The organism is Flavobacterium phycosphaerae, assembly GCF_010119235.1.
GTDB classification, from domain to species: Bacteria; Bacteroidota; Bacteroidia; order Flavobacteriales; family Flavobacteriaceae; genus Flavobacterium; species Flavobacterium phycosphaerae.
The window spans coordinates 2,149,004-2,167,213 of record NZ_JAAATZ010000001.1; the positions used below are offsets into that span (position 1 = coordinate 2,149,004).

General features: G+C 35.5%; 20 protein-coding genes. 2 read left to right on the forward strand and 18 right to left on the reverse strand.

The window, feature by feature from the left end:
* Window positions 1-102 precede the first annotated feature (102 nt).
* The 12 genes from GUU89_RS09500 to xerA all read right to left on the reverse strand — a co-directional run bounded on the left by GUU89_RS09500 (window position 103) and on the right by xerA (window position 10,183).
* Window positions 103-849, reverse strand: a complete 747-nt coding sequence (locus tag GUU89_RS09500; RefSeq protein ID WP_235922076.1) for a T9SS type A sorting domain-containing protein — start codon at window positions 847-849, stop codon at window positions 103-105.
* Entirely contained in the window at window positions 774-1,490 is a 717-nt protein-coding gene (locus GUU89_RS15010; RefSeq protein ID WP_162127689.1) for an RCC1 domain-containing protein, read from the reverse strand. The genes GUU89_RS09500 and GUU89_RS15010 overlap by 76 nt, the downstream gene beginning before the upstream one ends.
* A 178-nt stretch (window positions 1,491-1,668) precedes the next feature.
* Window positions 1,669-2,433 carry a hypothetical protein gene (locus GUU89_RS09510; protein WP_162127690.1) on the reverse strand — a complete coding sequence of 255 codons (765 nt, stop codon included), beginning with the start codon at window positions 2,431-2,433 and terminating at the stop codon, window positions 1,669-1,671.
* 162 nt (window positions 2,434-2,595) lie between these two features.
* Window positions 2,596-3,273, reverse strand: coding sequence for a potassium channel family protein (locus GUU89_RS09515; protein WP_162127678.1), 678 nt, complete (start codon window positions 3,271-3,273; stop codon window positions 2,596-2,598).
* Window positions 3,274-3,440: 167 nt separating this feature from the next.
* The gene (locus tag GUU89_RS09520; protein WP_162127691.1) at window positions 3,441-4,076 is read right to left on the reverse strand and encodes a hypothetical protein; all 636 of its coding nucleotides are present in this window, start codon (window positions 4,074-4,076) and stop codon (window positions 3,441-3,443) included.
* Window positions 4,077-4,236: 160 nt separating this feature from the next.
* On the reverse strand, window positions 4,237-4,836 hold the full coding sequence (locus GUU89_RS09525; protein WP_162127692.1) for a hypothetical protein: 600 nt from the start codon (window positions 4,834-4,836) through the stop codon (window positions 4,237-4,239).
* A gap of 142 nt (window positions 4,837-4,978) precedes the next feature.
* Window positions 4,979-5,695 carry a hypothetical protein gene (locus tag GUU89_RS09530; RefSeq protein WP_162127693.1) on the reverse strand — a complete coding sequence of 239 codons (717 nt, stop codon included), beginning with the start codon at window positions 5,693-5,695 and terminating at the stop codon, window positions 4,979-4,981.
* 67 nt (window positions 5,696-5,762) lie between these two features.
* Window positions 5,763-6,785, reverse strand: a complete 1,023-nt coding sequence (locus GUU89_RS09535) for an IS30 family transposase (RefSeq protein ID WP_162127672.1) — start codon at window positions 6,783-6,785, stop codon at window positions 5,763-5,765.
* Between the two features lie 232 nt (window positions 6,786-7,017).
* Window positions 7,018-7,548 (reverse strand): hypothetical protein, encoded by a 531-nt coding sequence (locus GUU89_RS09540; protein ID WP_162127694.1) that lies wholly within the window; start codon window positions 7,546-7,548, stop codon window positions 7,018-7,020.
* 171 nt (window positions 7,549-7,719) lie between these two features.
* Window positions 7,720-8,286 carry a TlpA family protein disulfide reductase gene (locus tag GUU89_RS09545; protein ID WP_162127695.1) on the reverse strand — a complete coding sequence of 189 codons (567 nt, stop codon included), beginning with the start codon at window positions 8,284-8,286 and terminating at the stop codon, window positions 7,720-7,722.
* Between the two features lie 165 nt (window positions 8,287-8,451).
* Window positions 8,452-9,021: a hypothetical protein gene (locus GUU89_RS09550; protein ID WP_162127696.1), complete on the reverse strand. Its 570-nt coding sequence runs from the start codon at window positions 9,019-9,021 to the stop codon at window positions 8,452-8,454.
* A 118-nt stretch (window positions 9,022-9,139) separates the two neighbouring features.
* Window positions 9,140-10,183 (reverse strand): site-specific tyrosine recombinase/integron integrase, encoded by a 1,044-nt coding sequence (xerA, locus tag GUU89_RS09555; protein WP_162127697.1) that lies wholly within the window; start codon window positions 10,181-10,183, stop codon window positions 9,140-9,142.
* Between the two features lie 173 nt (window positions 10,184-10,356).
* Here xerA and GUU89_RS09560 point away from each other — a divergent pair, with 173 nt between their 5' ends.
* Window positions 10,357-11,619 carry a TPR end-of-group domain-containing protein gene (locus GUU89_RS09560; RefSeq protein ID WP_162127698.1) on the forward strand — a complete coding sequence of 421 codons (1,263 nt, stop codon included), beginning with the start codon at window positions 10,357-10,359 and terminating at the stop codon, window positions 11,617-11,619.
* A gap of 6 nt (window positions 11,620-11,625) precedes the next feature.
* Here GUU89_RS09560 and GUU89_RS09565 read toward each other — a convergent pair whose 3' ends face one another.
* A complete protein-coding gene (locus GUU89_RS09565) occupies window positions 11,626-12,087 on the reverse strand; it encodes a hypothetical protein (protein ID WP_162127699.1) in 462 nt (153 codons plus the stop codon).
* Between the two features lie 179 nt (window positions 12,088-12,266).
* Here GUU89_RS09565 and yaaA point away from each other — a divergent pair, with 179 nt between their 5' ends.
* Window positions 12,267-13,025: a peroxide stress protein YaaA gene (yaaA, locus tag GUU89_RS09570; RefSeq protein WP_162127700.1), complete on the forward strand. Its 759-nt coding sequence runs from the start codon at window positions 12,267-12,269 to the stop codon at window positions 13,023-13,025.
* Window positions 13,026-13,069: 44 nt separating this feature from the next.
* Here the strand turns inward: yaaA and GUU89_RS09575 are convergent, their stop codons facing one another.
* The 5 genes from GUU89_RS09575 to GUU89_RS09595 all read right to left on the reverse strand — a co-directional run bounded on the left by GUU89_RS09575 (window position 13,070) and on the right by GUU89_RS09595 (window position 18,177).
* Window positions 13,070-13,420 carry a hypothetical protein gene (locus tag GUU89_RS09575; protein ID WP_162127701.1) on the reverse strand — a complete coding sequence of 117 codons (351 nt, stop codon included), beginning with the start codon at window positions 13,418-13,420 and terminating at the stop codon, window positions 13,070-13,072.
* Between the two features lie 102 nt (window positions 13,421-13,522).
* Window positions 13,523-15,112, reverse strand: coding sequence for an MDR family MFS transporter (locus GUU89_RS09580; protein ID WP_162127702.1), 1,590 nt, complete (start codon window positions 15,110-15,112; stop codon window positions 13,523-13,525).
* Between the two features lie 30 nt (window positions 15,113-15,142).
* Window positions 15,143-16,222, reverse strand: coding sequence for an HlyD family secretion protein (locus GUU89_RS09585; protein WP_162127703.1), 1,080 nt, complete (start codon window positions 16,220-16,222; stop codon window positions 15,143-15,145).
* Between the two features lie 13 nt (window positions 16,223-16,235).
* A complete protein-coding gene (locus GUU89_RS09590) occupies window positions 16,236-17,549 on the reverse strand; it encodes a TolC family protein (protein WP_235922015.1) in 1,314 nt (437 codons plus the stop codon).
* Between the two features lies 1 nt (window position 17,550).
* Entirely contained in the window at window positions 17,551-18,177 is a 627-nt protein-coding gene (locus tag GUU89_RS09595) for a TetR/AcrR family transcriptional regulator (protein WP_162127705.1), read from the reverse strand.
* Window positions 18,178-18,210: the final 33 nt, after the last annotated feature.

Consider the following 18,210-nt stretch of genomic DNA (forward strand, 5'->3'; position numbering starts at 1 on the left):
TAAAGATATGTAAATTTCCTTTTCGATTTTCCGTTTAAGGAAAATCGATTGCAGCTATTGCGCGAAACCGCTGTTATAGGATGGTTTAGCTTATGTTAAAGACTAATTCTTAAGTATTTTTTTTACTATCATTCCTTTTGAATTTTTTACTTGAACAAAATAAATTCCACTTTTAAAATCGATAATTTGTAATTCCGTTTTATTTGTTTTCAACGACATACTTTGTATTAACTGCCCTTGTAAATTGAATATTTCTGCTGTTGTATCCTGATATTCTTCGGCGTATATAAACAGCCGATCAGTACAGGGAACCGGGTAAACCGCAACTGTATTGTCCTCAGGATTTTCTGCTACGCCTAAAGATACACTGCAAATGTTTGGTATCTGGATAGGATTGATTCTGGTGGTTATGGTGCCATCTCCAAGTTGCCCCGGGTCATTCAGGCCCACGCCCCAAACGGTGTTGTCGTTTTTCAGAAAAAGGCAATGGTATTCGCCTGAGGCTATCGCAACTATACCGGTCTGATTGGGTACCTGTACTGCCGTGATCTTGTTCACGGTGGTACCGTCACCAAGTTGCCCATTGCCATTATATCCTACTGCCCAGGCGGTCCCATCACTCTTAAGGAAAAGCGAGTGACTCCTTCCGGCTGCAACAGCGGTAATACCGGAAAGCCCTTGTACTTGTACCGGAGTACTCTTATCAACGGTGGTGCCGTCACCCAGCCCGCCAAAATAATTGTAGCCTGTTGCCCAGGCAGTACCGTCATCCTTTACGAAAACAGAGTGCTCATTGCCCCGGCTATTCCAATTATTCCCGTGAGCCCCAAAACCTGTACCGGGGTAGATTTGGACACTACGGTCCCATCGCCAAGCGCTCCCGAATAATTTCCACCCGCGGTCCATACGGTACCGTCGTTCTTCAAAAAAAGCGAATGGTAAAATCCTGCCGCTATGGCTGTAATTCCGCTAAGCCCCACTACCTGCACCGGTGTATTTTTTGACACGGTGGTACCGTCGCCCAGCTGTCCGGAAATATTGTACCCTGCAGCCCAGACAGTACCGTCGTTCTTGAGAAAAAGAGAATGATACCCGCCTCCGGCTATCGCTATGATTCCGCTAAGCACGGGAATTTGCACCGGGATGTTTTTATGCACATTGGTACCATCGCCAAGTTGCCCATAGCTATTATTACCGGTGACCCAAACAGTGCCATCATTCTTAAGGAAAATGGTATGGAAACCCATTCCTGAAACTTGGGTAATACCTGATACTCCCAGTACATCTACTGCAGTGGTTTGGTTAGTGGTAACCCCGGCGCCAAGCTGGCCGTAAGCATTACTCCCTACCGCTTTTACAGTGCCGGTTGAGCACAGGAACACGGAACGGTAGCCACTGGCAGCGATGGATTGCGCATTCATGGTATTATGAAACCCAACAAAACTTAAGAGTATAACAATTAAAGTCGATTTTATAATTATTTTTTTCATTTGTTCCGTAATATTTTTGAGTATGTGTTAAACTATCCTATAACGTTTCGCGGCTTCTCGTCTGTTGCGATTCCAGCGAACTGCGTACTTTCTGCTAAGATAAAAGTTTTTCGTGAAGAAAGAAGTTCAATTTAATAAAAACCAGCAATAGCGAGAAACCGCTGTTAGTAGCCGTTTTTCATTCTGTGCCATCAATTGTCGGTTTAGGATTTACTTTAAACTTGTTTTTCTTAAAATTATATTTCACAGTTAAATAACCTCCCATTCTTCCTATATTATTCCATATACTTAATTCTTTGGTTTTAACGTCTACTACTTCAACATTGTCATATATGATTGTTCTCACATTGCCTGTCTCGGTTTCGATACTTGAAAAATCTAAAATTTGAAAAATGGAATTGTCATTTTTTCTGATAATTTTTAGTCTATCCATTTTTGCCCTACTTTCTCCATTTACTTTTGAATAAATACCAATAAAATAATAATCAGGCAAAGAATTTAATTGTATAATTTCAATATTCTCAAATTTATCTTCTTCAGAAGTATCAACGAGTTTTGAAAGAAAGTTTAAATGTAAAGGCAATATCTTTTTGGTACTTAGATTTGTCCAAGTTCCATTCAAAGTGTTTTCAGAAAAGTAAAATTCAAAAGCAGCAGTATTTTTATTATTTATGACTTCATATATACATGCTTTGTTGGTTTTAAAATCTATTTTACCTTCAAGTTTTATTGGATTGTTGTGTTTGTCGTATTTATATATTCCATTGATATTAAAATCTTTTTTTCCTTTTTCTCCAAAATAATCTTCTGTGATTTGAATAGAGAAGGATATTGGATATTTGTCAATTGTACCTTCATAATTATAACATTTATACCATCCAGCATAAGTATTTGTCATGCTGAAAATCAATAGAAGTAGTATTTTCAATGTTGTATTTTTCATTATACGTGTTCTAAAATGGCTACTAACGTACCGCGGCTTCGCGTCCGTAGCGGGAAGGTAAGCGGTTAGTTGTAAAGATATGTAAATTTCCTTTCGATTTTCCGCTTAAGGAAAATCGATTGCAGCTATTGCGCGAAACCGCTGTTACCGGCTGCCAATTGCTTAATTGTTTTTAATTTCTTCGTTTTGTTTATTCTCTGTAACAAACCATGACGCAACATATGCTGTGAATGTACCGAATAAACCAACTCCAGCTGTCATTAAAATGGCTGCAATTACTCTGCCTTCTGTTGTGACTGGAAATTTATCTCCATAGCCAACAGTTGTAATCGTCACGTAAGCCCACCAAATAGCATCTTCTGCAGTTTTAATATTGCTATTTGGGTCGTTTTCAACTTGAAGAATAGCGATTGCAGAAAATATCACCAATAGTACTGCTATAATAGAAATTGAAGTAAAAGCACCTTTTGCTTTGTTTGCAAAAATATGATCTACTACATTTTTTGTAGTTCTAAATGCTCTAACAATTCTCAGTAAACGAATAAGTCTCAATATTCTTCCGGCACGTAAATACTCAATCATTGGAATACAGGAAACTAAATCAATCCAACCCCAACGCATAAATTTAATCTTGTTTTTAGCTTGTTTAAAACGGATACAAAATTCAATGAAGAAAAAAGCGCAAATTCCATTATCGATATAATTCAGTAGGAGAGAAGTCTCTTTAGGAAGAACATAAACAGAATCTACAATTAATGCTCCCAAAACATATATTGAAAGTATTAAAACAATTAAATTTAATAGGCTAAGCTTATCTGATTTATCTTCGGTTTTACTCATTTATTGATTCGTGATTATTGGTTGCCGGTAACGTTCCGCGGCTTTGCGCAGTAGCGGCAAGTTAAGAAAAAATAGTATGCGGAAGACAAGGTTTCAGGAATCCGTTAGGATTCCGGCGTAATGCTGACCAGCTATTGCGCGAAACCGCTGTTATAAGCAGCCTTTTTTTAAAGTTCTAAATATCCAGATTTAAAATATATTCTCATGTTATTTCTGTACTTCTTTTTTGGAGGTGTTTCTCCCTCTATGTAACCACCACTAACAGAGTAATAATTATCACTTTTAAACTCTACATAACCGTAAATTATCTGTTTTTTTTGTTTGTCTGGGATTTCAGATAATATAATTTTTGTTTCAGTACACGGAACTTCTAATCGATCGATTAAACTATCTTTTTCATTGTATGCATAAGTTGGAAAATCGTCTGAACTCAGCATATGATAAACTTTAGCTTCGTTATTTGTAAAACTTATATGAAATCCATTTCCACCAAAAATGCCAAATGCTCCATCTATTCCTAACTTTCCATTTCTCCAGTAATAAAATGACTTAAATATTAACTTTTTATCGATATCGTTATTACTAAAACTTAAAGTGTCATTTTCAAAGAATTCGCCTAAAAGTGGATTTTCATAAATTTGAATTATTGAATTCATTTCTCCATATTCTTTTGATTCCTTAATGTGATCTTTTACTTGCTGTTCAATTTTTGGATCAATAGTTAAACCGTCAATCTCTATTTGATCTTTTTTCTGTGAAAAAGTTGTCCAGCTTAATAAGAGAATAAATAGATATTTTATCATTGCAGGGTTTTAAAAGGTTGCTTATAACGTACCGCGGCTTCGCGTCCGTAGCGGGAAGGTTAAGCGGTTAGCTGTAAAGATATGTAAATTTCCTTTCGATTTTCCGTTTAAGGAAAATCGATTGCAGCTATTGCGCGAAACCGCTGTTACAAGCAGTATTTTAGAATTCTTCGTTTAAATATTTTTCAATTTCACTTTCATCTTTTAAATCTATTACGACTGTTAAATCCCAATCGTTTAATATTAAATCCATTTCATTACCGATTTTAAACAGTATACTTTTCAGCTTGCTTTTAGTTTCATCATTTTCATGAAATCTAAATCCATCAACCCAAAAATCATGAACAAAATTGTCCTCTAAAGAAACAAATATTTCTGCTCCGTCAAAAATATAAGCGAAAGTGTTTTCACACTTCCATTTTGCGGAACCATAACCCTCATAAACTTCCGATACCTTTTCAAGCCCGAGTGATAACAGAATTCTATCAAGCTCTTCAAAATCTATTTTTTTGTCAGCAATTGTTTTTGGACTTTCATCTCGCACATAAATATCTTTGAATCCATGACCATCAAAATTTTCTACAGCAAAATTTTCAATTTTCTCATTTTCGCTTTCAAGATATTCTTTATTTTCACGAGGCAGAAACTCAACTTGGTTAAAAGTGTCTTCGTGAAAATAAATTCCAGTTTCATTTTCTTCGATTACGTTCTCTTGTATCTTTTCTACTTTTTTTCTTCTAAATATGTCGAATATGCCCATCGTGTGTGAATATTGCTTGTAACGTTTCGCCGCTTTGCGTCTGTTGCGAGCTTCGGAACCGCGTATTTTCTGCCAAGATACAACTTCTTGCGAAAGATAAACGTCAATTTTGCACTTTTCTCGCAATAGCGCAAAACGGCTGTTAGTGGCTGGTTATTTTTTCAAGTTCAATTTTCGGTTCTCCTAAAATGTACATTTCATATTCGTCTCTTTTGCTTGAGTATTTAGTCAAAATTAAATTGTCATTTTTCTTTTCATATTTCCACATTCCATTTTCAGTTTCGATTATTCTATCATCAAAATAAGTATTTGTTCCTAATCTTGGTTTAATTATAAAATTATGGAAATATTTTAGGTTGTCAACTTTTCCGTTTTCTTTGAAATCGATAATTTTTCCATCAAATTTATATTTTCCAACAATCATTATTTTGTTAAGTGTTTTGGATAATTGATTACTATTTATTCCTTTTTCATCAATAACTTTTTCAATATTTGGAATTTTTTGATATTCAATTTGTTCAGTTTTGTTGTCAATTCGAGTTTCAACGTAGATAACGTTATTATCATTTCCTTTTCTAAATATTTTAATATTATTTTCTGCTAAAATTGTATCCTTTGTTCTATTCAACTTGTAATTGTAATCGTTTCCCCAAGTTTGAACAGTTCCGAATATTTTTATTTTATTATTTTTAATTTGCAATAAAAAAGTTTCTACATAATCAGAGTTTGTATTTTTTGATTCAAAATATTTAGTCATTCCGTAGATTCCATTAAGACTAATTTCAGAATCTTTTTTTTTGGTACAATTACACATAATCATAGTGATTATTGTGAGAAAAAAAATCTTAAATTTTGTCATTTATGTACGATTGGTGGATTCAAGACCTTAATGCAACATCAGGTCATTTTGGTTATGTTCAAAGTTATTAATTTAGTTTATAATTCTGATATTTTATTTTGCTTATTTCAATTTCCATCATATAGTTTGGAGTTTTATAATTAAGCACTTTTCTAGGTCTGTTATTAAGCTTTTCCTGCACGTTTTTGAGTTGTTGTTCAGTTATGTTGTTAAAGTCTGTTTTCTTTGGGAAATAGCGTCTAATAAGCCCGTTAGTATTTTCGTTGGTTCCTCTTTCCCAGGGCGAGTAAGGATGTGCAAAATAGATATCCATTCCGGTTTGTGATGTGAGCCATTTATGATTTGCCATTTCCATTCCGTTGTCATAGGTCATTGATTTTCTAATCTCGGGGTTTAAGCTGTTTAAATGTACAGCCATTTGTTGCGTTACAGTTTCTGATTTTCTGTCTTTTAGATACAGAATAAGTGTATATCTGGTTTTTCTTTCCACAACAGTTGCAATGGCACTTTTTTGTCCAAGTCCAACAATTGTATCACCTTCCCAGTGGCCAATCTCGATTCTATTTTCTACGTGTAATGGTCTTTGTTCAATTGAAACAGCATCATGAATTCGAACTCTTTTAGTTCCGTACTTTCTGTGCTTTCTTCTTTTAGAATGATTGTAGGGTAGAAGTGCTATTAATTTTCTTCCTAACCTTGATTGACGATGTCTGTAAATGTGTTGATAAATAGCTTCGTGTGATATTGACATTACAGGATCATTAGGATAAATATCTTTAATACTTCCGGCAATCTGTTCGGGCGAGAAGTCACTTAATAATCCTTTATAAACAAATACTTTTAGTTTAAAATGCGTGTTTATTTTATCCAGATTTCTTTTGTTGAGATAGTCTTCTTTTGCGCAAAACTGAGCTAGCTCTGCATTGTATTTATCAGTTGGTTTGATTACCCATTTTTTGATTTCTCTGTGAATAGAAGATCTGTCTCTTGAGAGTCGTTTAGCGATGTATGATATTGATTTGTTTTCCTGTAGTAATGTCTGAATAACGACACGTTCAGCAAGGGTTAAGCGATTACGTTTTGCTTTCATATACAACAAATTTAAAAAATTAAAAGTGTTGCATTAAGTTATTGAATTTACGATTTTCAGGTTAACTTGCCACTAACGTTTTGCGGCTTCACGAGGTTGCGAAGTTCGTGACTGCGTATTTTCTACTAAAGTAGAAAATAATTGCGAAAGATGTACGTCGATAGACTACATTTTTCGCAATCTCGTGAAACCGCTGTTAGCTGTAGTGTTTTTATTTTTCAATGTTTCTTTTTCAATTTGGGTTTTTAAAAGTTCTGTCGTGTTTTCCGCTCCACGAAGTTATATAATAAGTAATACAATCATAATTGAAATGTTCAAGTTTTTTCCCACTTTCAATAATTTCTATTTCTTCTTTTGTCAAAAGAGTTGAAGCTCCGCCACCAGCAGAAACAACAAACAATTCGTCTTTTAATATTTTATGAAAATTTTCCAGCGCATTTTTCAGTTCATTTTCGATATTCAGTTCTGCAAAACTATCATAATGGCTGTGAAAACTATCGAAGCCAACAGTTAATTCGTTATTTTCAGTTTCAAAGAATAAATTACCAGCCGCATTTTCATTTTTTGTTTTTAGTTCAAGTAAAATATACTTTTTTCCAAAATTCGATTTTTCTAATGTTATATTTTTTAATAATTCTTTATGATGTTTTTTTAAATATTTATAAACTTTTAGAGAATAATCATTTAACTCATTTAGATTAAATTCGTCTTTTGGTATGTTGAAAAAATTGTAAATTTTATTTTTTAAATTGCTTAATATCATCTTATTACGTTCTGTTTTTTTAACATTACAGCTAACGTTTCGCGGCTTGAAGCAGTAACGAAGCCAGCGAACCGATTATTTTCTGTTAAAGATAAATATTTTTCGTGAGGAATAGGAGTGAAGTAAGAAAGTAAACCAGTTATTGCTGCAAACCGCTGTTATGTGTGGTTTTTATTTTCTTATTTTACTGTAAACATCGTAAGGCTCTAATCTGTTATTTACAAAATCATTTATAATTTTTTCATCCAAGTTTTGTGGCATTCCAATCCATTTCACTATTCCTTTATTGTCAATTAATATTGCTATTGGTAATGATAAGGTATTAATACCACCAGTCCAGAATGAATTTAATTTTCTTTGGTCTGAAGCTATCATTGAATTAAATTTTAAATGGTAATTTTTTAGAGCTTTTTTTATCAAATCAGGCTTTTCATTTGTTAATGTAATAAAATATAAATTCTTGTTAGTGAATTTAGCTTGTAAATCGTTCATATGCTCAATACTAAAAGAACCAGAATTAAATCCTGACTTCCAAAAATTGACAACTATAAATTTATCGTCCAATTTTTTGTCTTCGGGCACATTGTTAATCCAATCTGTAATCTTTAAATCTGCTCTTCCGTTAAGTCTTACCTTTATAATTGATTCTTGGTTGATGTAATCAATTTTCGGTTTGTTTTCCTGTGAAAATAAATTAAGAGAAATGAGTAGAATAGTAAGTTTGATTATTATTTTCATAAATGGTCTTTTTTAAGGTGGCAAAAATCACACATAACGTACCGCGGCTTCGCGTCTGTGGCGGGAAGGTAAGCGGTTAGCTGTAAAGATATGTAAATTTCCTTTCGATTTTCCGTTTAAGGAAAATCGATTGCAGCTATTGCGCGAAACCGCTGTTATAGCCAGTTATTTTTCCCATTCTATTTCCGTATCCAAATATGCGCCATGCTTTTCGCTCCAAATCATTATGATTTTAATTTCTGCATCTTTGTATTTCCAAGTCACTTTTCTTTGAGTAATTTCAGTTGGTATATCGCCGACAGAACTATCCATTATTTTTGTTAGCTTACCCTGGTCTCCAACAGGTAAATTTAAATCTTCCGAAACCTTCGTTACCATTCTATCGAATTGGTTGCTAAAATCTTTCAGTTTTGCTTTCTCTGGATTTTTCCATGTATAATTTATTTCTCTAACGAGACTATCTTTTTTTAAATAAAAATAGGTGACATTAACTTTGCCAAAATATCTATTTTCAGGGCGTGCGTAAATTTTGAGTTTTCCATAGCGAATTATTGAATCCTCTTTCGATTGTACATATTCATGTTTTGATTGATATGTTACAGAATTAAAACTTTCTTCGATTGAAGTTATATTTTCAACCTTAACTTTGTCATAACTAATGAAAGATTTCTGAGAATATAGGCTTATATTCAACATAAGAACTAAAGAAAGTGAAAAGTTGTATTTAACGTGCATAAATAATTGGCTATAACTAGTTTATATGCGAAATGAAACTTCGGGTATAAGACATAATGTGGGTGGATAGCCGAAGGTTTTGTTCGTATTATTGTTTTTCAAAAATAGGTACTTTTTTTTACAAATCATCAAACGGACTTTTAATTTGTTGTATTTTTTTGGTGCTTACATGGGTGTAGATTTCTGTTGTTTTACTGGCGCTGTGTCCTAATAACTCTTGAATGTAGCGTATATCAGTGCCGCTTTCCAATAAATGGGTGGCATAACTGTGACGCAGCCAATGCAAAGTAACCGGCTTATCTATCTTTGCTTTTGTTAATGCTTGTTTTAAAATAACTTGCAAACTGCGCGCATCATAGGGCTTGCCTTCTGTTTGACCTTCAAATAAATATGTTTTGGGCTTGTAATCTTTATAATAATCACGAAGAAGTACAAGGATTTTAGGACTCAAAGGGGCTATTCTGTCTTTTTTTCCTTTTGAGTTTTTTAGCAAAATGATCTGTCGGTTTGAATCAATATGATATGGTTTTAATGCCAACAACTCGCCGGCACGAAGTCCACAGCTGTATATTAAACTTAACATAGCTCGGTGCTTGATATTGCTATGTGCTTCTAAAATCTTTTTTACTTCTTCTTTACTCAAAACATTAGGTAGCACTTTGGCCCGCTTTGGTCGATGTATACTCTCTATTTCTATTTTTCGGTCTTGAACGGTAATAAAAAACAACTTGATAGCGCTCACAATCTGATTTTGGTATGAAGCGGATAAATTATTCTTTAAAATGTAGTTATTGTTATAAATAATTACGTCCTGGTTAGAAATATCGCTTGTGGCTTTTTTGTTGAAAAACGTTAGAAAAGATTTTACAGCTTCCATATAAGTTTTAATGGTGCTTTCGCTATATCTTTTAGAACGCATCCAGTTTTTATAATTGTACAGCGCTTTTATGCCGTCTTCATTTGGCAATAAATCGGTCACGAGGGGCAAACCAAAATGTTTTCGGTTCTCTTCGGTATCGGGTAAGAGCCATGCTTTCATGGTTGAACTCCAATACCGACCTTTGAATTGTTTAATACGGTCAATTAGCGCTGCATTCTTTTCGAATGAAACGGCAATTTTTGACTCGGCATGGTGAATAATGATTTTAGCACTCCATTCCATTTGGATTAACTTTTGATAAAAGTAAGAAAAAATTATCTAAAATCTTACATTTTTATATGAATTATTGCAATTGATTGTAGAAGTGTTTGCCTTTTTTAAAGCGCATATTTCTCATAGTTGTAATAAATGATTTTTTTATACGACTAACCTTCAAACTTTTAAAAACGGTAAAGATGAAACAGTTGACAATCTATTTGGTCGGCTTTCTTTTGTTAATGGGAAGCAACAGCAAGGCTCAGTCACAAAGAGAGTTGTACAATAACAGTATCAAAGCTTACGAAGCTAAAGACTATGCCACCTACTTGAAACTGACTCAAAAATTAGACAGTCTGCGGCCTTATCATCCTACTTATACTTATAATTTGGCTTCGGCTTATGCCTTGAATGGCAACAATGATAAATGGTTGGCCGTTTTAAAACAAGTTCTTCTAATGAATAGCGGGACCGAATTTGAACAAGATTCCGATTTCAACGGACTGAAAGATTCCCCGGGCTATGATAAACTTATCCAATTAAAAGCCCGTCAAAACGCTACAATAGCAACATCACAAAAAGTAGTTTCCTTGACTGAAAAAGATCTGCATCCGGAAGGACTTACTTATTTGCCAAAATCAAAAACATGGTTGGTAACCAGTATTCGAAAAAGAAAAATTGCCACTTTCAATCTTAAAACCGGACAATGTTCAGATTGGTTGACTGATGCCGGAATGTTAGCGGTTTTTGCCGCCAAAGCCGATAGTAAAGAACAGTATTTGTGGGTAGCCACAACGGCTTTACCCGAAATGGAGCGATACACCAAAGAACAATCAGGCATGGCTGAAATCTTGAAAGTGGATATTAAAACCAAGCAAATTGTAAAACGATTTCCGATGCAAGGCAACCATGTGTTTGGCGATTTAGTCGTAACCCAAAACAATACGGTTTATGTATCTGATAGCGGTACTGCCATGATTTATAAAATTGAAAATGATATGCTTTCGGAATGGCTTTCCCTGGAAAATGAGGGCTATAATCTGCAGGGTATTACCTTAAACCATGATGAAAGTAAAATGTTTGTTGCCGATTATTTGAAAGGAATTTTGATGGTTTCAGTGTCAGACAAAAATAAAACATGGCTTGGCTTTCCTGAAGATACCAGTGCTAAAGGTATAGACGGGATGGTATTTTATGCCAATAGTTTAGTGGTTATTCAGAATGGAGTGAAACCCATACGAGTAGTGCAATTTCAACTCAACAAAGCACAAAACGCTATTGAAAGTTATAAAGTGGTAGACAACAATCGCTCCGAATTTAATGAACCGGCGCAAGCCATACTGGTAGGAGATAGCTTATACTTTTTTGCCAATTCGCCTTGGAATGCATATGATAAGAATGGCAATTTAGAATTGACCAAGTTTGAAAACCCAAAGTTGTTTACTTGTAAATTAAAAGGCTAGGGCAAGTTACATTGGTTTGGTCGGAATTTCATTAGTGGCAATGGCTGCTACTTTATTCTCGGCATTAATAGTGACTTTCAATTCCTTTTTAAAATATTTCTTTTCATAATCAATGCTGTAGCGGAAGACATATTCATCAGTTACTTTGTTGTGAGTAACTTCAAGTAAAGTAAGTCCTTTGTATCTTCCATAACGTTGATTAATCTTTTGGCAAGTGCCGGATATTTTTTCTTTGGTAGCGTTCTGACGCACTTTTTCGGTGGCTTCGCTACTGCTGAAAGCTTTAAAACGAGAGGTGTTGCAGGCTTCTAATACTCTTTTGCCCAATTCATAAGCCCTGTCTTTTTTAACAGTTTCCACTTCCTCTATTTTCAGCACTTCGATGGTCTTATCTACAGCCGGGTTTTTGCTTTTACAGGAAACTAATAGTATGATGCCGAACAATAAAATAATTTTTTCATAAAACAAAGAGTTTAAACGGTACTGTATCTGTGAAAAGATAAAACAAAGCTACTATTGCTCTGTTGTTATATTGTTACAGAATTTTTAAAAAGAGTTATAACATCACTACATCCAAACAATTCATTTTGCCGTATAGGGTTTTCAGTATTGAATTTGTATTTTTGAACCACTAAAGAAGTCACCAAATGAAAATAGTTATATCGCCTGCCAAATCCTTAGATTTTGAAACTACTGTTCCCACCACTTTATATACTGAATCTGCTTTTTTGAAGCAATCCAATTCGATTCAAAAAGTACTGAAAAAGAAAAAGCCCAAACAATTGTCGGCGCTGATGGATATTTCAGATAAGCTGGCCGAATTGAACTGGCAACGCAATCAGGATTGGCAAACGCCCTTTGCACCTGAAAATGCACGCCAAGCTATTTATGGTTTTAATGGTGATGTTTATATCGGGTTAGATGCTTATACTTTACCACCGGAAAAGATTGAAGTATTGCAAAACAAATTGCGTATTCTTTCGGGGCTGTATGGTATTTTGAAGCCTTTAGATTTAATTCAGCCTTACCGTTTGGAAATGGGAACCAAGTTGCCTGTCGGTAAAAACAAGAATCTATATGAATTTTGGAAAACAACCGTTACCAAATCGCTAAATGCCGAAATGGTCAAAGGAGAATTATTCCTAAACTTAGCCAGTAATGAATATTTTGACGTCATCGATACCAAAAAACTCAAAGTGCCGGTCATTACACCCGAGTTCAAAGATTACAAGGATGGGAAACTCAAGATGATTAGTTTTTTTGCCAAAAAGGCGAGGGGTATGATGGTGCGATATATCATTGATACCAATGCTGAAACGTTGGAGGATATCAAAGGATTCAATTATGAAGGATATGCTTTTGATGCCAATTTGAGTAAAGGGAATACTTTGGTATTTACAAGATAATTTAAAAAGAAAGCATAAAAAAAGCTCCCTATTGGGAGCTTTTACTATTTCATATAGAAGTATTCTTCATACTCCATGCTGGTTTCTCTGGTTACTTTGCGTTGGTCACGGGCTAATTCTCTCATGGCTTCGACCCCTTTTTTAGCACACCGTTTTACTTTGCTTAGTCGTTTGGAAAAGTCGAGTAGTTTGTTGGCGTCTTCCGGACTTAGTTTTGTTTTCAGTTCATCTACAAAAGAGGAGAACTCTTTAACTACTTCCCGATTTTCATCGTAATCGGTTTTTAATTCGTCTAACAATTCATCGATTTCTTTGCTGATTTCTTTGCAGTGGTCTTCACTTTTCTTGTGAAGCTCTTCGATGATTTTCTTTTCTTTATTACCAAAAATGCCCATGATGATTTGATTTAAAGGTTGTTGTTTTGACTGCTCTAAACCAAATTTAGCAAATAGTTTTCAGAAAAGATATAAATTGTTAATAAATTGTAAGTTAGCGGGTTAATGCATGGCTTCGCTTACGTCAACTTTGTTTTTTCCTTTCTTAATCAAAAGGATAAACGGAATACAAATGAGGAACAAGACCCCTAAATAGAGAAACACATCCATATAAGAGAGCACGGTGCTTTGCTTGGTTACACCAAAATCTAATACCTTGTAGGCTTTTTGTAAGGCAACCTCGGGACTGAATCCTTTGGCCATAAAACCTCGTTGCAAAGCATGTATTCTGTCTTGTACGTTTACTTTCGTCATGTCTAAATGGGCAATCAAATTCACGCGGTGTTCCTGCCCAAAACGAGCCAAGAATGTAGTGATAATAGCAATCCCAAACGAACCGCCCAATTGACGCATCATTCCGGTAAAAGCAGCTCCTTCGCCTATACTTTTTCCTTTTAACGCCGAAAGCGAAAGGGTAGTGATTGGTACAAAAAGCAATCCCAAACCTAAACCACGAATGATTAGCGGCCAAAACATATGCTCTTCGCCGGTATCAGGAGTCATCATGTTTTGCATCCAATACGTAAAAATAAAGAATGCCAGAAAACCCATGGCTACCAAATAAGTTTGCGGCACACCACGTTGTATCAGTTTTCCAATCATTGGCATCATAAAAGCAACTGTAATCGAACTTGGCACTAATAATAAACCGGCATCTGTGGCTGTCCAACCCAAAATAGACTGGGTGTAAATAGGAATGATAAAGGTAGAACCATACAATCCGAATCCCATGATAAAACTCATCACAACACCTACTCGTAGATTGCTGTCTTTGAGTACTTTCAGGTTTACAATAGGGAATTTATATGTGAGCTGTCGCCAAATAAAGAAAAATAATCCCAAGCCACTAACAACGGTTAATGCGGTAATTGTGGCATCATTGTACCAATCGTCTTGCTGTCCGTGTTCTAAAATATATTGCAGCGAACCAATGAAAGCGGAAAGCAATACAATTCCAATCCAGTCTACCTGATTGGCCTTTAGTTTTTCGCCATATTTCGGACTTCGGACAAAAGTTAATGTCAACAAAGTAGCGATAATTCCGATAGGCACATTGATGTAAAAAATATACGGCCAGGAAAAGTGATCCACTAAATACCCTCCTAAAGGTGGCCCTAAGGTAGGTCCCACAATAACGCCCATTCCGTAAATAGCTTGTGCCATGCTTCGTTTCTCTAAAGGATAACTTTCGGTAATGATGGTTTGAGCGGTTACCAATAAGGCACCACCACCCAATCCTTGTATAAACCTAAAAGCGACTAATTCCCATATATTGTCGGCATTACCACACATGAATGAGGCTACGGTGAATATGATGATAGAGGCAGCAAAATAGTTTCTGCGACCAAATTGTTGTGACAGCCAACTCGTCATCGGAATCACAATTACATTGGCAATGGCATAAGCGGTAATTACCCAAGCCACATCGGTAAGCGAAGCTCCTAAACTACCACGCATGTTGTTTAACGCTACGTTTACAATGGTAGTGTCAACAATTTCAAGCAAAGCACAAAGCACTGCTGTAATGGTAATAATGGTACGTCGGAAACCGTATTCTACTAAATCATCCTGAACTACTGCTGCTGTTGCCATTTTTTAATTGTGAATGGTGAGTTGTGAATTTTACTTTAAGATTACATCTACATCCACATTCATTCCGGAACGGAGTAATTGTAGTTTTTCTTTATCATTGTTTTGGGTAAAATTGATTCGAACCGGTAATCGTTGTACGGTTTTTACAAAGTTTCCGCTGGCATTGTCTGGGGGCAAAAGGGAGAATTTAGAACCGGTAGCCGGAGAGAATGAAGCTACTTCACCTTCAAATTCGGTACCCGGGAAGGCATCAATTTTCAGTTTTACTTTTTGGCCTTGACGCATTTTGTCTAATTGGGTTTCTTTGAAATTAGCTACTACCCATGTTTCATTGGTATTAACGATATAAAACAAAGATTGTCCCGGTTGTACCAATTGTCCGGGTTGAATATCAATGGTAGATACTTGTCCGTCAATTGATGCGGTCACCACAGTATAACCCAAGTTTAAATTTGCGGATTCAAGAGCGGCTTGGGCTTTTTTAACATTGGCCGCAGCCACTAAAACTTGTTTAGAACTCACATTTGATTTAGAGGCAGCCACCGATTTTTGAAACGAAGAGGCCTTTTGTTGTTCTTGTAAAATGCGAACCTGACTTTCAGCTTCTTGTTTGGCAGCTTCCGCTTGCTCAAATTGTTGTTTGGTAATCGAATGGTTTTTATACAAATTGCTGTAGCGTTCAAAGTCGGCCGTAGCTCTTCTCAATCGGATTTTGGCCGTTTCAATGTTTCCGTAAGCCGATTGTACATTGGCATTAGATACCGAAACTCCGGCTTCGGCTGAACCGATATCGGCTTTGGCTACTTCCAGATTACTTTCTGCAGCCAATAATGCCGCTTTAGCTTCTTCGGCTTTTACAATATAATCACTGTTGTCAATGATAAAAAGTGTGTCACCTTTTTTAACTATATCATTATCTTTAACTAAAACCTTAGTGATGTAACCTCCGACTCTAGGGATAATTGGGTTCATTTTTTTGGCTAACTGGGCATCATCCGTGGTTTCGTGTGATAAAGAGTGAATGTATTTATAGCCACCATAACTGATGCCTAACACCAAAAAAGCGATGAATATCAGGGTGAATTTTTTATTTGTTTTTTTATTTTCCATGGTTTTGAAAATTTTAGTTTTGATTGATGTTTAAAGATGAGGTTAGTTTTCCTGAGGCGAATTGCAATTCATAATATTTCTGAGCCACATCGGCTTTGGAAAGTGCTTGATTGATTTTGGCCTGTAACTGTTGGTAATCGGCTTCCAGTAAATCATTTGTATCCGACAGACTGTTATCGTATTTGTCTTTTACGATGCGATAGTTTTCTGAAGCTTGTTCTACAGCTTTGTCATACACCAAACTTTGTTTCAGTGACAGGTTATAATTTTGTTGCGCTTGGAAAGTCTCTTCTTTGATTTGTTCGGTCATTAAACTGACTTCTACCTGAGTTTCTTTAGCTTTGCTTTGAGCCAATTTTACCTGTTTACTGTTTTTGAAGATATTGGATAAATCATAAGAAACGCCAATACCCACGTTCATCGCATTGGTAACGGTAAGCACATTATTCAAATCGAAAGCAATATAACCACCGGTTAAGGATAGCGAAGGATAATAATTTCCTTTGGCAATTTTGATTGCGCTTTCGGCTGCTGATTTTTTTAGTTCCAACGATTTTAAATCGTTTCTTTCTCCTAGTGTTGTGATAACCTGATTACTTTGCATATCTCTTTTTACCGCTTCAATATCAATGGCAACTTCAGTGTTTTCAGGAAGTTTTAAAAGAGTATTCAATTTGTAATTGGCAATGGCAGTATTTTTCTTCGCATTATCCAAAGACAACTGTACGTTTGATTGTTGCAGTTGCGCTTTCAACAAATCGTTGCGGGCAATCAATCCGTTTTCTTCCATGGCGGTAAAGTCTTTTACTCGCTGCTCGGCGGTTTTCAAATTGTCTTCGATGAGCGTGGTCATTTGTTGTGCTTTGTAAAGATTGGCAAACAATTCTACCACTTCCAATCCGATTTGCTCTTTAGAATGCTTCTCCGAGAAGGTTTCGGCTTTATACATACTTTCAGACTCCTTGATGCTGTTCTTTAGTTTAAACCCGTTAAAAAGTGGCATAGCTACATTAACCTGACCCAACATCAGCTGATCGATTTTCAACGGAGCTGAAGATTCGGATGAAGAGCTGCTGTTTGATTGCAAATTAGAATCAACATGAGCACTTGACAATCGCAGGTATTGTCCCGAAGCCTTAACGCTGGGATAGCGATTGTTTTTGGTATTGTCTAATTCCAGTTTAGAGGTTTCTACTTTGGTTTTGGCAAGAGTAGCTGCATCACTGTTGGTTACCGCTATTTGTACTGCTTCTTTCAAAGTGAGCAGTTTTTTTTCTTGCGCTTGGTTTTTGGTATAAGCCAAAAGCAGAAAGGCGAGGAGAACCATTTTATTTATTTTCATATACAAGTAGGGCTTTAATGGTTTTTTGAATGTGTTGTGTTAGTGTAGTGGCGATGTAATGATTGTAGGCTTCTTCCGTATTCAAATTCAGAATCTTTAAGTATAAAGGTTTGTTCATGTGAAACTGAAAATAAGTTCCCATGATAATCGGAGGGAGCAGGTCAACATTGATGTCTTTTTGAAATTCGCCCGAATCTTGTCCTTCTTTGATAATGTTCTTAAAGGTTTCTAGGTTGTTTTTCTTCATTTCGGTAAAACCGTCAAAATTTAGTTCTCTTTTTTTGGTAGAAAACTCAAAGTGGAGAATTTGATAAATGCATTTGTTTTTGTTGATACGGCTGATGTAAAGTTCAACCATCTTGTCCACCTTAGCAAAAGGAGGGATGTTTTCGTTATAAAGACTTTCCAGTTGCAGTCGCATATCAGAAATCCTATTAAGCACTAAAGCTTCCAACATTTTTTCTTTTGAACCGAAGTAATAGGATATCATTGCAATATTGACATTGGCTTTTTTAGCAATATCCCTAACCGAAGTTCCATCAAAACCTTCTTCAGCGAAAAGTTGTTCCGCTACCTGAAGGATTTCAATTTGCTTTTCATTAAGTTCAGTCATAATCGTTTTGAATTAAATCGAGTGCAAAGTTAA

What these genes read in the sequence shown, in the direction of transcription:
- GUU89_RS15010 (WP_162127689.1), bottom strand. Translation starts at nt 1,490, where the DNA reads ATGAAAAAAATAATTATAAAATCGACTTTAATTGTTATACTCTTAAGT.
- GUU89_RS09575 (WP_162127701.1), bottom strand. Translation starts at nt 13,420, where the DNA reads ATGGGCATTTTTGGTAATAAAGAAAAGAAAATCATCGAAGAGCTTCAC.
- GUU89_RS09595 (WP_162127705.1), bottom strand. Translation starts at nt 18,177, where the DNA reads ATGACTGAACTTAATGAAAAGCAAATTGAAATCCTTCAGGTAGCGGAA.
- GUU89_RS09510 (WP_162127690.1), bottom strand. Translation starts at nt 2,433, where the DNA reads ATGAAAAATACAACATTGAAAATACTACTTCTATTGATTTTCAGCATG.
- GUU89_RS09540 (WP_162127694.1), bottom strand. Translation starts at nt 7,548, where the DNA reads ATGATATTAAGCAATTTAAAAAATAAAATTTACAATTTTTTCAACATA.
- GUU89_RS09515 (WP_162127678.1), bottom strand. Translation starts at nt 3,273, where the DNA reads ATGAGTAAAACCGAAGATAAATCAGATAAGCTTAGCCTATTAAATTTA.
- GUU89_RS09535 (WP_162127672.1), bottom strand. Translation starts at nt 6,785, where the DNA reads ATGAAAGCAAAACGTAATCGCTTAACCCTTGCTGAACGTGTCGTTATT.
- GUU89_RS09520 (WP_162127691.1), bottom strand. Translation starts at nt 4,076, where the DNA reads ATGATAAAATATCTATTTATTCTCTTATTAAGCTGGACAACTTTTTCA.
- GUU89_RS09560 (WP_162127698.1), top strand. Translation starts at nt 10,357, where the DNA reads ATGAAACAGTTGACAATCTATTTGGTCGGCTTTCTTTTGTTAATGGGA.
- GUU89_RS09585 (WP_162127703.1), bottom strand. Translation starts at nt 16,222, where the DNA reads ATGGAAAATAAAAAAACAAATAAAAAATTCACCCTGATATTCATCGCT.
- xerA (WP_162127697.1), bottom strand. Translation starts at nt 10,183, where the DNA reads ATGGAATGGAGTGCTAAAATCATTATTCACCATGCCGAGTCAAAAATT.
- GUU89_RS09525 (WP_162127692.1), bottom strand. Translation starts at nt 4,836, where the DNA reads ATGGGCATATTCGACATATTTAGAAGAAAAAAAGTAGAAAAGATACAA.
- GUU89_RS09545 (WP_162127695.1), bottom strand. Translation starts at nt 8,286, where the DNA reads ATGAAAATAATAATCAAACTTACTATTCTACTCATTTCTCTTAATTTA.
- GUU89_RS09580 (WP_162127702.1), bottom strand. Translation starts at nt 15,112, where the DNA reads ATGGCAACAGCAGCAGTAGTTCAGGATGATTTAGTAGAATACGGTTTC.
- GUU89_RS09530 (WP_162127693.1), bottom strand. Translation starts at nt 5,695, where the DNA reads ATGACAAAATTTAAGATTTTTTTTCTCACAATAATCACTATGATTATG.
- GUU89_RS09590 (WP_235922015.1), bottom strand. Translation starts at nt 17,549, where the DNA reads ATGGTTCTCCTCGCCTTTCTGCTTTTGGCTTATACCAAAAACCAAGCG.
- yaaA (WP_162127700.1), top strand. Translation starts at nt 12,267, where the DNA reads ATGAAAATAGTTATATCGCCTGCCAAATCCTTAGATTTTGAAACTACT.
- GUU89_RS09550 (WP_162127696.1), bottom strand. Translation starts at nt 9,021, where the DNA reads ATGCACGTTAAATACAACTTTTCACTTTCTTTAGTTCTTATGTTGAAT.